Raw genomic sequence first — 12,957 nt, forward strand, 5'->3', positions numbered from 1 at the left:
TTTTGGAGAATTGGTATTCGGATGATAAAAATAGCTAAGGGTAAACGGCCTGTTTACTTAGAAAATCCGCAAACTGATAAATTGCTAGCGATCGTTATGGCTTTGGCTGGCGAGGTATCTGTGCTGCATGAGCGGCTGGACACAATTGAAAGGTTGCTAGAAGTTAAAGGGATTTTATCGGCTACTGAAATTGAAGCTTATGAGCCGGATACCACAGTAACTAAGGAACGGGAACAGTGGCGGGCAGAATATATTGCTAGGGTGTTACGAGTGGTACAAGAAGAGTTGGAAACCCTTAACCAAAGCTAGTCTTTCAGATGGTAGAACCTAGCATCGATATTGCGGCTCTAGAACAGTCAATTTTCAACCAAATAAATAGCTACAGAGTTTCTCAAGGGCTACCAGCGTTGACTCGTAATGCTGTCATCGATAATCAAGTCAGGATTCACAGCCAAAACATGGCTAATGGTGTAGTTACCTTTGGACATACGGGATTTTCACAGCGAATTATAGCAATTGGTATTTCTTACAGAGCCGCTAGTGAAAATGTCGCTTTTAACCAGGGATATAGCGATCCTGCCAAAATAGCTGTTCAAGGATGGCTTGAAAGTCCAGGGCATCTTGCCAATATTAGAGGTAATTACGATCGCACAGGAATTGGTGTCGCTAGTAACAGCGGAGGCGAAATTTACTTCACACAAATTTTCCTTCGCTGATCGGTTTGGCGAAATTGAGGTTTTTTCTGAAATTCTCTGTTAATGTAAACTACGTCTAATTTACATATCTCATATTAATTACTGAAAATCTTAAATTCTCAGCAAAGTTAACCGTGATTTTCATAAAGTTGATTATTGAAGTATTGACAATTACAAATGATTATTTATCCTCCTTATAAACGATGTAGCCAAATTGCCGAAATTCATCAATCCTTAATAGTATTGTGGTGCATATCGTTGGAACAATGAGCTAAAGTATAAGTCTTATATCTCTACACATTACGCAATTCTCCATGTTCCGACAAACTGCTTTTGGCATCGCTTTAAGTGCGCTTGTCCTTGCTAGTGGATTAACGGCTGTTCCGATACCAAATCATACTTCTACGAATACATCCACCCGTAATAAGCTGTTGTCGCTTTTTTCTAGTCAGGTTGCAATATCGACTCCTACTTTTAAAACTACTGAGCTAGAAAAATCAGTATTTGAGCAAATTAATCGATATCGGGCTTCTAAAGGGCTACCAAAGTTGATTTTAAATGCAAATTTAACTCGACAGGCAAGAATTCATAGTCAAAATATGGCTAAAGGTAAAACCCCATTTAGCCATCAGGGATTTGAAGGACGAGTCAAGGCTATCCCTATTCGCTACAACAGTGCGGCGGAAAATGTTGCTTTCAATCGGGGATATAGCAACCCTGTAGAGGAAGCTGTTACTGGTTGGATCAAAAGTCCTGGGCATCTAAAGAATTTGAAAGGAAATTATAACCTCACTGGAATCGGCGTTGCTACTAATAATCAAGGTGAAGTCTACCTGACACAAATGTTTTTTCGCACTAGGTAGATTTAATTCTTGATTTTTCTGCACAATAATAATGTAGTGTCTGACAAGACTTTTGTTTGCTGGACACTGCTATTTTTTTTAAAAGATTGATGACATTACAAGATTTTCAGGTGAGCGATCGCGATCTCAGTGACGCAGCCCTTAGCCAGTATTTAGAATCGACAGCGATCGCAGTTGATACAGAGACAATGGGATTATTGCCACTGCGCGATCGCTTGTGTCTCGTCCAACTGTGCAATCCAGAAGGGAAAGTTGCTGTAATCCGCATAGCTAAAGGACAAACTGACGCGCCCAACTTAAAAAAACTCTTAGAAGCAGTCAATGTCGTAAAAGTGTTTCACTTTGCTCGATTTGACTTGGCTACTTTGCGAGCTAATCTGGGGATTCAGGTTAGTCCTGTTTTTTGCACTAAAATTGCTAGTAAATTAGCCCGTACTTACACAAATCGCCACGGACTTAAAGATGTGGTGCAAGAGTTAGAAAAAGTGGAGCTAGATAAAAGCTCTCAAAGTTCTGATTGGGGTAACGCCGCTAGCTTATCTGAAGCTCAACTAAGTTATGCTGCCAATGATGTGCGCTACTTACTTAGCGTGCAACAGAAGCTAATCGAAATGCTCAAACGAGAAGAACGTTGGCAAGTTGCTCAAGAATGCTTTGAATTCCTGCCAACGATAGTTTCCTTAGATTTGTGGCAATTTAAGGATTTGTTTGAACATTGATCAAATAGGGAATGGGGAGTAGGGACAAGAAATTCTTATTGCTTGTCATCCAGGCTAGTGGGAATGGCACTAAGAAAAGCCCAAAAGCCTGTGTAGCCTCGTTCCCAGCCTGGAGGCTGAGAATGTATTCCGAGAGGCTCCGCCTTTGGTCAAGAAAGAGGAGGCGGAGCCTCCCAGAATGGGTTCCCAGCCTGGAGGCTAGGAACCAGTCAGCGCAAGGGCTGTATCTTAACTTAGTGCCATTCAGGCTAGTCGTTTGTCTCATTAATTTTGTTAGGCCGCTAGATCCCCGACTTCTTCAAGAAGTCGGGGATCTTAACAGTTATTTTTTGCCTAAGAGCCAAAGTTGGAATCATCAGTGTCTCTAGGAGTTTTAGATTCATCAAGATTTTCCTTGAGGTTACTGGCTCCCTCTTGAATGCCTTCCTTGAGGTTACTGGCTCCTTCTTTAATGCCTTCTTTGAGGTTACTGGCTCCCTCTTGAATACCTTCCTTGAGGTTACTGACTCCCTGCTTAATGGCTTCCGTGGTGCTAGTACCTCCCTTTTGGAGATTTTCTTGGTGATTTTGTAGCCGGGCTACAACATTGTAATCATCTGCACCTGGAGGAGTTCTTGATTCAACAATCCCTTCTGTTGGGCCACCAATCTCCTTCCATCCAGCAAGACCACCTTTGAGTTGGGAGACATGCTCAAATCCATTAGAACGTAGTTGTTGTGCGGCTTCGGCAGTTTCTTGCTCATTAGCGCCGTAAACGTAAATATCACGGCTTTTATCCAAAGAAGATATTGCACGCTCAATCAATTCATCTACTGGCGTTGGTATCGCTCCCAGGATGTGACCTTGGTTGTAGGTTGTGCGATCGCGCACATCCAATATTGTAAAAGCTGGTTCGCCCCATTCCAACCGACTCTTCAGGGTATGAGCATCAGATTGTGCTGCTATTGGTTGCTGTGGGGGAATGATGCCGCCTACTAAATTATTTGTCATAACTGCTCCTTGCTAACGATATTAATAGCAATCTAACGGCTCGACATATTTAATTGCTCTTTCGCTGGTATGAATCTCCTCTAACCCTTTCCTCAGATATAGCAATCTGTGCAGACTTACCAACAAAAAGATCTCCGACTTCTTGAAGATGCCTAATGAGTTGATAAAATATTAGTTGAAAATGCAAAATATTCAGCTATTAGTATCGGAATTGCGTACCTTTTCAATATCTGCGATCGCTAATAATAATGTCTCCTCAATCTCCTCTCGCACTCTTGCAGTTACATCAGCAGCACTATTGAGGCAATCTACCAACAATTTATTCACATCGTAATATTGCTGAAGCAATTCTTTTTGCTGCTCATCGAATTGCCAATCGTAACCAATATTGCGATACTTAATCAGTATATCTCTTAATTGTTCACCCCAAACTTTCCCCTTAGCTTGCCACCATTCCCTAAATTTCTCTGGATTGCTATCTATAGATGGCAGTTGTTTTTTAAGTTTTTGCAACACTTGCTTCAATTTCGGATTAACAACCAGATCAACAGTTTCATCAAAGGCAATTGCAAAGGCATGAGCATGATCGAGGGCATCATTGAGGCTATACTCAAAGGCAAAATCAAGTTCGTTAATACAGGCAATAGTACTAAATAGAAACTCATCAAGAGCAAGGTCAGCGTCAAAAGCGATGTTACCAACAAGGGCGTACTCAAGGTCATAACCAGAAGGATAAATAAAGGCGCGATGTGAGCTTTGCTCAACGCAAACCAGGTAAAAAGCACGAACTGCTGCTGCTTTGTATTGGGTAGATACGGAACTAGATTTTTGATGCAGCCAGGTTAGAAAATACTGCAATCTCTCGTCTTCAGCTACTAGCAAATCAATTTTTTGCTTCATAATCTGTAGAATTTCATCAGAATTTGGCAACATACCAACAGTTAATAAAAATACTTCCTGCCAGCGCTTTTCAGTTATATGATTAACCAGATTATTCCAATTTTGGACTTGAGGAAATTCAACAAATTTTCTAGCTGTAAAATACTTTTGGAGGGTCAAATGAGAAAAGGAGTAAATTTCTTGTGCCCTTTGCACCAATAACCCATTTTGGACTTCAATCTCTTGCAAAACTGCTTCTTGAACTAGCTGTAATTGAGTTGCTTCTGAATGAACTCCGGCGAAAGTATTCAGATATTCAGCAATAAGTTGCAGAATATTTTCTTTTTCAAAAAAATAATCCCCATACTCAAAGGTTATAGCCGCAAGTTGATAAAGTAGCTTTTTTTTGCTGACTAGAGTCAAATTATAACCAACGCGATCGCGTTTAATACCTCTAATTTCATCCCATCTGAACATCAAAATATTCAGTGCTTGTTCATATAACTTTGCTGGCTTTAAGGAGAATCCATCTTTTACTTGGAACACTAGGCAAATCCAATGTAACAGTATTGGAGTAACTGCTAATTCTCGGATATGCTGATTTTCTGGTAGATGCAGCTGATTAATAAATAAATTTCCTATGACTTCCCCATCTTCCCTGGAATTAAAAGCAACTGCAACAAACCAATTTTTGGCAAAAATTTCTATTTGCTCTTGGTCAAAGTCTGCCACCTCGACTTCAGTAAATCCCTGAAATCTGTATTTATGGGCAGCAATTCGACAACTAATAACAAACTGATTCCGATAAAAAGTCTGAGTAAAGCTACGAACTTCTCTTGTGACTTTATCTGCTTTTTCTACTGCTACTTCATCTAATCCATCTAGCAAAATCAGCAGTTTTCCCTCAGCTAGCATAATTTTGGTTGATTCTTGTTCAATACTGCAATTGATAAATTCTTGAATGATGTAGTTTAATAGATTCAATTGGCTATCACTTTGAGCATCTTCAGCAAATTCTTTCATCCTAATAAAAATTGGAATGCGGTTTGGCTGAAACTTGCCTTTGTTACACTCAATCGCTAAATATTGTAAAAATGTGGTTTTACCCGATCCTGGTTTACCCAGCACCATTAGTTTTGAGTGCCGCAATACCACTTCTAAGCCTGGTAATTTTCTCTGACCCTTGTATCCTCCAAGTTGATTAAAATTTGATTCAGATTTGAAGTCTTTCAACAGGTCAGAAATTTCTCGCCATTGCAGGTTAGTTATCTTCTCTAAAACATTAATATCGGTGTAAATATCGATCAGTTGGATTGTCTGGGAAATATCCAAGATTTGCAAGGTGCTGCACTGATCTTGAATTTTATCTTGGCGTTTTTGCCGCACTTCCCGCACCAGTGTATCGAGATCAGCGCCTTTGAATTGCGTTTTAGGAGTTGTCTCAAATGCCACATCTTCAGGTAAGCCAGCGACCTTTTGCCAAGATAACCCTAACTGTTGGCAAATTTGCACAAAACAAGAGCGGGAAATCGACTCACCTGCAAAAAATTTGGAAACTGGTTGACGTGTAATGCCTAAAGCTGTTGCTAACTTATGCTGACTCCAAGTTTTGTCTGTTAAAGCTGTTTTCGCTGCCCTTATACCTTCTGGTGATGCTCTCAGTCCTTGGCTGGTCATAGTCTCAGGCTGAAATTTGTAGTATAGTATATGCTTAAGAGGGTAGCTATATGTAAATGCACTAGGGTAGATTTTCTTCCAGAGAACACACCTGCTGGCTAAAGTCTAGTTAGATGAAGAGTGCTGAGTTCCGAGTGCTGTTAGCGGTAGCGGGGCGTTTAGCCCGTGCTGAGTTGATACCCCACCCACAAGGGCGGGGCAAAAACCCAAGTCGAAAGTACTGAGTACTCCACTTTAAAACTCAGCACTGAGTATGGTAAATAGGATTTAAAAATCTAGATTGGCTGATCTAACTTTTCGCGTTGCATAGAAAAGCCCACAAAAAACCTAGCCCCTTTTAGGAGAGAGATTTTCCAGATATCTTGAAAATTCAGATTTAGCCTCGTTCTCAGCCTGGAGCCTGGGAATGTATTCCGAGAGGCTCTGCCTCTGGTCAAGAAAGAAGAGGCGGAGCCTCCCAAGCTGGGAAGCAGTTAGGGCAAGGGCTGTATCTTAACTTAGTGCCATTGGTTTGTGAGCCTTTGTAGAAACTTAACTTAATTATTCAGAAAATTATGTTGCTTTTTTAAAGTTGTAGTAATTACCGTCCCTTTTGGATGTGTCTTTAGAGTATTTGCGGTTACGGAGATGGTTTATGATTATACTTAAATCTAAGTGTGAATTTTTACAGGTATACAAAATAAATTCAAGATTATACAAAAATCATACAACAGTCATACGTTTTATCAGCATTACAATGGCTGAAGTTTTTATCAACTTCATGGAAAATTAATTGTACACAAGTACTACAGTAGCGATCGCACTCAGCAGAGACGCGCGTAAATACACTCTCAACAAAAACACGTAAAGCCAAACTGGCATAACAGCGAATTGCAGAATCCACAATAGGCAGCATTATGGTTATGATTAGCGATACGACTCCCAAAATTCTGATTGTTGATGACGACTTCGGCGTGCGAAATCTCGTCTATCGTTTTTTAAGTCGGAAATATCAAATAGAGTCGGCAGCAGATGGTAAGACTGCTTTATCGTTGTTTGAGCAATTCAACCCAGCTTTAGTAATTCTGGATTGGAATTTGCCAGATGTTACTGGTTATAGCCTCTGCCAAGAAATGCAGAGTCGTACTAATGTTTTAGTGCTGATACTGACTAGTAGGACTGATGAGGCTGATAAAATTAAAATCTTAAGCGCGGGTGCTGATGACTTCATGACTAAACCATTTAGTCTTGCAGAAGTTGAAGTTAGAGTCGAAGCTCTTTTGAGGCGGATACGCTACATCAACCCTTCCCCAACACAACGGATCGTTTTCAAGCAGTTAGCAATTAATCCAGAGGGTCGAGAGGTAACACTTAACGATAAACCTCTGGCCTTAACAGCACTGGAATTTAATATTTTACATTTTTTAGCAAGTCATCCTAACCAAGCTTGGAGTCGCCCACAATTAATCCAAAAAATCTGGGGTTGCGACTACATAGGAGATGGACGGGTGGTTGATGTGCATATTGGTCAGTTGCGTAAGAAGATGGAAGTCGATACCAGCATACCGGAGTTTATTAAAACTGTACGGGGCTATGGTTACAAGTTTGAAGCACCCGATGAGATTACTAATTCGTAAGTTTCCCGATTCATTGATACCAAACTTATTTGGTGATTTTGTGTCCGCTAAAGCTTCAGATAGTATCTTAATAAGTAATGTTGCCTGAAAACTCTGTGGTTTTAGCCTTATGTTATCTGGCAAATAGTGACTTAATAAATATCATTTTTCTGTACTAGCCTTTGACTAACCAACTCAGCCGCTAAATGTATTGCTGCTTTCATACTCGTAGCATCAGCAATTCCCTTACCCGCAATATCAAAAGCTGTTCCGTGATCTGGTGAAGTCCGAACGAAGGGAAGACCAATAGAAGTATTAACCGCTCGATCAAACGCCATCAGCTTCACAGGAATTAAACCTTGGTCGTGGTAAAGTGCCAAGTAGCCATCAGCAGGACTTTGGACTAAAGAATTTCCATACCAAGCTTGACCAGGCTTAACCCACATCGTATCTGGCGGGATTGGCCCATCTAACTGCAATTGTGGTCGGTTTTGCCGCTCTTGCTCCAACCAGGGAATTAACCAATCCTGTTCTTCATGCCCAAGTTGTCCCTGTTCGCCACTGTGGGGATTTAAACCAGCGATCGCAATTCTCCCTCTATATATACCAAAATCTCTCTCCAGACACTCCACCAGCAAATCTAGTTTTTGTGTCAACAACTGCGGTGTCAATACATCAGCTACTTGACGTAGGGGAATATGTGTGGTGGCTAGTATTACGCGGAGTGTCCAACCAGTATGGGGCGATCGCGCTACGAATAACATTCCAAAACGGTCAACACCTGACTTTTGCGCCAAAAGTTCAGTTTGTCCTGGGTAATTATAGCCTGCGGCTTTCCAAGCAGATTTAGCGATCGGACCTGTGACAATACCATCAAATTTACCAGCCAGTGTTTGAGCGATCGCATATTCCATATAGGCAAAACTGGCCGCACCACTGGCCGCATTACCTATTCCTGGGATAATTTCACCTTGAATCTTCCCATCCAACGGCACATCGCAGACTGACAAATCATCTGGATTTGCCAAAGGTACTAAATTCTCAGTTAAATTCAGTTTGCGATAAGTCTCTGCCAGCAAATCCCTGTTACCCACCACTGTAACGTCATATTTTTGACTAATTTCCTGATCTGCTAAAGCTTTCAAAATCACCTCCGGCCCAATACCCGCCGGATCTCCCAGCGTCAGCACCAAACGCGGACGATTTTCTTTAACAGAGTTTATTAAATTAGCTTGATTATTTTGATACATAAATTTTCTTCATAATTATTATCATAAAATTTTCCCAATTTCCCGATCTCCCTATCTTCCAACAGTAGGGATTGCCCCCCAAGCCAGTAGGGATTACTTGCTAAACTAGTTTAAAATTGTTTACACAGGTCTAATCCTAGCAACTGTTGAAAAGCTTCTGGTAGACCTAGTTTACACACCACTTTGCATAAGGAGAATCACACCAATGGGCGGCGAAATTTTGAATGCAGCTCTATTGTCTTTCAGTTTAATCTTCGTAGGCTGGGCATTAGGCGCATTGTTACTGAAAATTCAGGGCGGAGAAGAATAATTAGTGCTGAGTGCTGAGTGCTGAGTGCTGAGTTAGGAGTTAGGAGTTATTTTATTCTCCCCACTCCCTTTTTCACGAAATGAGAAAAAAGCTTGTCCGTTAACCGGACAGCTATTTTCTCATTAGTCTATCCAAATCAATTGATTTTCTGAGAAAAGATGTAAAGTTTTGTTTGCATAGGTTATTCTGATAACATTCTTTTCATAAAACATTAAAATTTATTACAACCCTCATGACATTATTAATCGTCGGTGCCACTGGCACCTTAGGAAGACAAGTGGCTCGTCGTGCTATCGATGAGGGATATAAAGTGCGCTGCCTTGTCCGCAGCAGTAAAAAAGCAGCTTTTCTCAAAGAGTGGGGTGCAGAACTCGTACCCGGAAATTTGCGTTATCCCGAAAGCCTAGCCCAAGCATTAGAAGGTGTAACCCAAGTTATAGATGCGTCAACATCTCGCCCTACAGATTCACTGAGTATCAAACAAGTGGACTGGGAAGGCAAAGTAGCATTGATTCAAGCTGCAAAAGCTGCGGGTGTAGAACGTTTTGTCTTCTTTTCAATTTTAGATGCTGATAAATATCCAGAAGTGCCGCTTATGGAAATTAAGCGATGTACAGAAGTATTTCTGGCTGAGTCAGGCTTAAATTACACTATCTTGCGGCTAGCTGGGTTTATGCAAGGGTTAATCGGTCAGTACGGGATTCCCATTTTGGAAGGACAGCCAGTTTGGGTAACAGGTAATTCTTCACCCATCGCCTATATGGACACTCAGGACATTGCTAAGTTTGCAATCCGAGCATTGAGTGTACCAGAAACGGAAAACCAAACTTTTCCTGTAGTTGGTACTCGTGCATGGAGTGCAGAAGAAATCATCAACCTGTGCGAACGCTTATCTGGAAAAGATGCCAGAATAACGCGGATGCCAATAAACTTGCTGCGTGCTGTGCGGGGTATAATGCGATTCTTCCAGTGGGGATGGAACGTAGCAGATAGGCTAGCATTTACAGAAGTATTGGCTAGTGGTAAACAGTTAAATGCTGCAATGGATGAAGTTTACACAGTGTTTGGTTTAGATCAGCAACAAACCACAACTTTAGAAAGCTATCTACAAGAGTACTTCAGCCGAATCATGAAGAAGCTCAAAGAGGTAGACTACCAGAAAAATAAAAATAAAAAGCAGAAACCGAAAAAAACCCCTTTTAAACAGTCTTCAAAAGCCAATAGCCAATAATCATTACAAAACAGACATTTAGTCGTAAAATTCTAGACTCTAGATATTTGACTCTAGATTAATGACTACATGACCAAAAATGTGTAAGGATTACAGAATACAAAGCATCGCCTAAATTTGGATATTTGAGTGTGCCGAAAGCAGGCATTATCTACAATGACGTTAAACCGATAGCGGGCCGTGTCGCTATCGAGTTGAAAGACAAGCTAACCGCAGCCGGTTGGAATGTATGTATCACATCGAGTATCGGTGGGATATTGGGCTACCCTAACCCGGAAAGTCCTGTATGCCACACTCCCATTGACGGTCTAACGCCCCCTGGTTTTGACTCAGAGATGAAGTTTGCAGTGGTATTAGGGGGAGACGGCACTGTTTTAGCAGCGTCTCGTCAGGTAGCTCCCTGTGGTATTCCACTACTAACAGTGAATACCGGCCACATGGGATTTTTGACCGAAACTTTCCTGAATCAATTGCCCCAAGCATTAGAGCAGGCGATCGCAGGCGAGTATGAAATTGAAGAACGAGCCATGCTCAACGTCAAAGTGTTTCGGGGAGATTCAGTACTATGGGAAGCCCTCTGCTTAAATGAAATGGTGCTGCATCGGGAACCTTTGACCTCTATGTGCCATTTTGAAATTGCCATAGGACGCCATGCGCCAGTAGATATTGCTGCGGATGGTGTGATTGTTTCTACGCCTACTGGTTCTACAGCTTACTCATTAAGTGCTGGTGGTCCAGTGGTGACTCCCGGCGTACCTGTTTTACAGCTAGTACCCATTTGTCCCCATTCCCTAGCTTCTAGAGCATTGGTATTTCCAGATAGTGAATCGGTTAATATCTACCCAGTCAATATCCCTCGGCTGGTGATGGTGGTAGATGGCAATGGTGGGTGTTATATCTTACCAGAAGATCGGGTATATATGGAGCGATCGCAATATAGTGCCCGATTTATTCGCCTGCAACCGCCTGAGTTTTTCCGAATTCTGCGAGAAAAATTAGGTTGGGGTCTGCCACATATCGCCAAACCAGCTTCGGTAGAATTGCCGTAGGGATTGGGGATTTGGGACTGGGGATTGGGGATTGGGATTGGGTACTAGGGACTGAGGGGTTGGGGCTGGGAAACAGGCTACAGGGTAAAGATTATTCTCTGTTACCTATCGTCTCTCCCTTAATTCCAATACTCAATCCCCAGTACCTATTACCCAATACCCAATCCCTAGTTATTAAGATTGCATCCAAGAATTCGATGGCTGATACCTGAACGTGCTAAAAGATTCTTAGCTACGCGTCAAATCAGATTGCTCCATCACGAAAAACTCGTATTTGCACTTTATAACTGATGTAAAGATTTTCACTGGAATATCTTTACAATCCCAAATCCAATATCCCAAATTGTTATGACAGTTGCTCAAAGTCCCTCTGTTCTGGTGATTGAAACCGATGAGAGTCTTGCAAATCAGCTTGCTTGCGATTTGCAAGAAGCCGGCTATGAATCAATTGTGGCTCACGATGCTGCGAGTGGTTTACAACACTGTCGCGATCGCCAGCCAGCTTTAATTGTTTTAGACCGGATGCTAGCAGGAGAATCAGGACTCTCATTGTGCAAAAATCTGAGAAGCACTGGTATGCGATCGCCTGTATTGATTTTAATGGCAAGGGATACAGTTGACGATCGAGTAGCCTGTCTAGAAGCTGGAGCGGATGATTACATCCTCAAGCCTTATCGCTCAGAAGACTTTTTGAAGTTGATTCGCCTTTACTTAAAACCCGATGTGGATACCACCGAGCAATTACGCTTTGGGGATTTAATTTTAGACATAGCAACTCGCCGCGCTATACACAACGGACGACCAATTGACTTGACAATGAAGGAATTTGAACTATTAAAATTCTTAATGGAACATCCCCGTGAAGTGTTAACCCGCGAACAAATTTTAGAGAATGTTTGGGGTTACGACTTTCTGGGTGAATCTAATGTAATTGAAGTTTACATCCGTTACTTGCGGTTAAAAATCGAAGATGAAGGTCAAAAGCGCCTTATTCAAACAGTGCGCGGCGTCGGATACGTTTTAAGAGAATCCTAGTATACTGTAGCGGAAGTCTCGCGACCTCGTTGCCTCCCATCCAAGGGGTTTTTATGCCTACAACACTGTAAAATTGAAGTCTAAATTACAAAATCGAAAAATTATATGACTCGTCGGCTAAGTTTGCTCTCGATGTTGCTGAGTATTTTTCTAATAGGCTGTTCCGCACCAACAACAGCTAAACCTCCCAGCCCCACCTCTGCTTCTCAAACTCCAGCACCAGCGATTTTAGGTCAAACACTACCAATTTCTGCGAAAGCTATTGTTCCTAATGGCACAACAATTAAATTAGAGGTAGCACAGACACCAGAACAGCAAGAGATGGGTTTGATGTATCGACCAGCTTTGCCAGATGACCGGGGAATGCTATTTCCGTTCCCTTCAGCACAACCAGTTAGTTTCTGGATGAAGAATACACCTATGCCATTGGATATAGTATTTCTACATAAGGGTGTAGTTAAATATATTCAGGCTGCTACACCTCCTTGTGCAAGTGATCCTTGTCCTACCTACGGCCCCAGGACGCCAGTAGATAAGGTGATTGAACTTCGCTCTGGAAGAGCTGCCGAATTGAAGTTGAAAGTAGGTGATATTATCAAAATTGAGTTTTGAGCCTCCGGTACTTTGCGGGTATAAAAATTTGGGTAATTACCCGGTTAAGAAC

At 41.7% G+C, this 12,957-nt stretch carries 12 protein-coding genes and 2 pseudogenes; 10 read left to right on the top strand and 4 right to left on the bottom strand.

Translation table 11 applies throughout. The annotated features are described in order from the left end of the window. The first annotated feature begins 21 nt into the window (after positions 1–21). From V7L07_RS25310 to V7L07_RS25325, 4 genes and pseudogenes are all read left to right on the top strand, one after another. Entirely contained in the window at positions 22–309 is a 288-nt protein-coding gene (locus tag V7L07_RS25310) for a hypothetical protein (protein WP_335061565.1), read from the top strand. A gap of 29 nt (positions 310–338) precedes the next feature. Continuing rightward, positions 339–716 (top strand): annotated as a pseudogene (locus V7L07_RS25315) (CAP domain-containing protein); the annotation flags it as partial. 293 nt (positions 717–1,009) lie between these two features. Then, entirely contained in the window at positions 1,010–1,558 is a 549-nt protein-coding gene (locus V7L07_RS25320) for a CAP domain-containing protein (protein ID WP_335061567.1), read from the top strand. Positions 1,559–1,647: 89 nt separating this feature from the next. After that, positions 1,648–2,277, top strand: a complete 630-nt coding sequence (locus V7L07_RS25325; protein WP_334696872.1) for a ribonuclease H-like domain-containing protein — start codon at positions 1,648–1,650, stop codon at positions 2,275–2,277. Positions 2,278–2,820: 543 nt separating this feature from the next. Here V7L07_RS25325 and V7L07_RS25330 read toward each other — a convergent pair. The 3 genes and pseudogenes from V7L07_RS25330 to V7L07_RS25340 all read right to left on the bottom strand — a co-directional run. Next, positions 2,821–3,267 (bottom strand): annotated as a pseudogene (locus V7L07_RS25330) (rhodanese-like domain-containing protein); the annotation flags it as partial. Positions 3,268–3,459: 192 nt separating this feature from the next. Next, positions 3,460–5,823 (bottom strand): NACHT domain-containing protein, encoded by a 2,364-nt coding sequence (locus V7L07_RS25335; protein WP_335061568.1) that lies wholly within the window; start codon positions 5,821–5,823, stop codon positions 3,460–3,462. 691 nt (positions 5,824–6,514) lie between these two features. Then, positions 6,515–6,718 (bottom strand): hypothetical protein, encoded by a 204-nt coding sequence (locus tag V7L07_RS25340; protein WP_335061569.1) that lies wholly within the window; start codon positions 6,716–6,718, stop codon positions 6,515–6,517. Position 6,719: 1 nt separating this feature from the next. Between V7L07_RS25340 and V7L07_RS25345 the strand changes: the two genes are divergently transcribed. After that, positions 6,720–7,439: a response regulator transcription factor gene (locus tag V7L07_RS25345; protein WP_335061570.1), complete on the top strand. Its 720-nt coding sequence runs from the start codon at positions 6,720–6,722 to the stop codon at positions 7,437–7,439. Positions 7,440–7,570: 131 nt separating this feature from the next. Here the strand turns inward: V7L07_RS25345 and pdxA are convergent, their stop codons facing one another. Next, on the bottom strand, positions 7,571–8,668 hold the full coding sequence (pdxA, locus tag V7L07_RS25350) for a 4-hydroxythreonine-4-phosphate dehydrogenase PdxA (protein WP_335061571.1): 1,098 nt from the start codon (positions 8,666–8,668) through the stop codon (positions 7,571–7,573). Positions 8,669–8,873: 205 nt separating this feature from the next. On the opposite strand from pdxA, the gene petM reads away from it, so the two are divergent. The 5 genes from petM (at position 8,874) to V7L07_RS25375 (ending at position 12,905) form a co-directional block, all read left to right on the top strand. Continuing rightward, positions 8,874–8,978 (top strand): cytochrome b6-f complex subunit PetM, encoded by a 105-nt coding sequence (gene petM, locus V7L07_RS25355; RefSeq protein ID WP_069072151.1) that lies wholly within the window; start codon positions 8,874–8,876, stop codon positions 8,976–8,978. A 232-nt stretch (positions 8,979–9,210) separates the two neighbouring features. Then, positions 9,211–10,209: an SDR family oxidoreductase gene (locus V7L07_RS25360; RefSeq protein WP_335061572.1), complete on the top strand. Its 999-nt coding sequence runs from the start codon at positions 9,211–9,213 to the stop codon at positions 10,207–10,209. A gap of 131 nt (positions 10,210–10,340) precedes the next feature. Continuing rightward, on the top strand, positions 10,341–11,258 hold the full coding sequence (locus V7L07_RS25365) for an NAD(+) kinase (protein ID WP_335061573.1): 918 nt from the start codon (positions 10,341–10,343) through the stop codon (positions 11,256–11,258). 348 nt (positions 11,259–11,606) lie between these two features. Beyond that, positions 11,607–12,293 carry a response regulator transcription factor NblR gene (gene nblR / locus V7L07_RS25370; RefSeq protein WP_179065712.1) on the top strand — a complete coding sequence of 229 codons (687 nt, stop codon included), beginning with the start codon at positions 11,607–11,609 and terminating at the stop codon, positions 12,291–12,293. A 105-nt stretch (positions 12,294–12,398) separates the two neighbouring features. Further along, positions 12,399–12,905: a DUF192 domain-containing protein gene (locus tag V7L07_RS25375; protein WP_335061574.1), complete on the top strand. Its 507-nt coding sequence runs from the start codon at positions 12,399–12,401 to the stop codon at positions 12,903–12,905. Positions 12,906–12,957 lie beyond the last annotated feature (52 nt).

The organism is Nostoc sp., from assembly GCF_036916985.1.
GTDB lineage: Bacteria > Cyanobacteriota > Cyanobacteriia > Cyanobacteriales > Nostocaceae > Nostoc.

Excerpts from the sequence above, each read along its gene's own strand:
- V7L07_RS25310 (WP_335061565.1), top strand. The coding sequence starts at position 22 with ATGATAAAAATAGCTAAGGGTAAACGGCCTGTTTACTTAGAAAATCCG.
- V7L07_RS25320 (WP_335061567.1), top strand. The coding sequence starts at position 1,010 with ATGTTCCGACAAACTGCTTTTGGCATCGCTTTAAGTGCGCTTGTCCTT.
- V7L07_RS25325 (WP_334696872.1), top strand. The coding sequence starts at position 1,648 with ATGACATTACAAGATTTTCAGGTGAGCGATCGCGATCTCAGTGACGCA.
- V7L07_RS25335 (WP_335061568.1), bottom strand. The coding sequence starts at position 5,823 with ATGACCAGCCAAGGACTGAGAGCATCACCAGAAGGTATAAGGGCAGCG.
- V7L07_RS25340 (WP_335061569.1), bottom strand. The coding sequence starts at position 6,718 with ATGCTGCCTATTGTGGATTCTGCAATTCGCTGTTATGCCAGTTTGGCT.
- V7L07_RS25345 (WP_335061570.1), top strand. The coding sequence starts at position 6,720 with ATGGTTATGATTAGCGATACGACTCCCAAAATTCTGATTGTTGATGAC.
- pdxA (WP_335061571.1), bottom strand. The coding sequence starts at position 8,668 with ATGTATCAAAATAATCAAGCTAATTTAATAAACTCTGTTAAAGAAAAT.
- petM (WP_069072151.1), top strand. The coding sequence starts at position 8,874 with ATGGGCGGCGAAATTTTGAATGCAGCTCTATTGTCTTTCAGTTTAATC.
- V7L07_RS25360 (WP_335061572.1), top strand. The coding sequence starts at position 9,211 with ATGACATTATTAATCGTCGGTGCCACTGGCACCTTAGGAAGACAAGTG.
- nblR (WP_179065712.1), top strand. The coding sequence starts at position 11,607 with ATGACAGTTGCTCAAAGTCCCTCTGTTCTGGTGATTGAAACCGATGAG.
- V7L07_RS25375 (WP_335061574.1), top strand. The coding sequence starts at position 12,399 with ATGACTCGTCGGCTAAGTTTGCTCTCGATGTTGCTGAGTATTTTTCTA.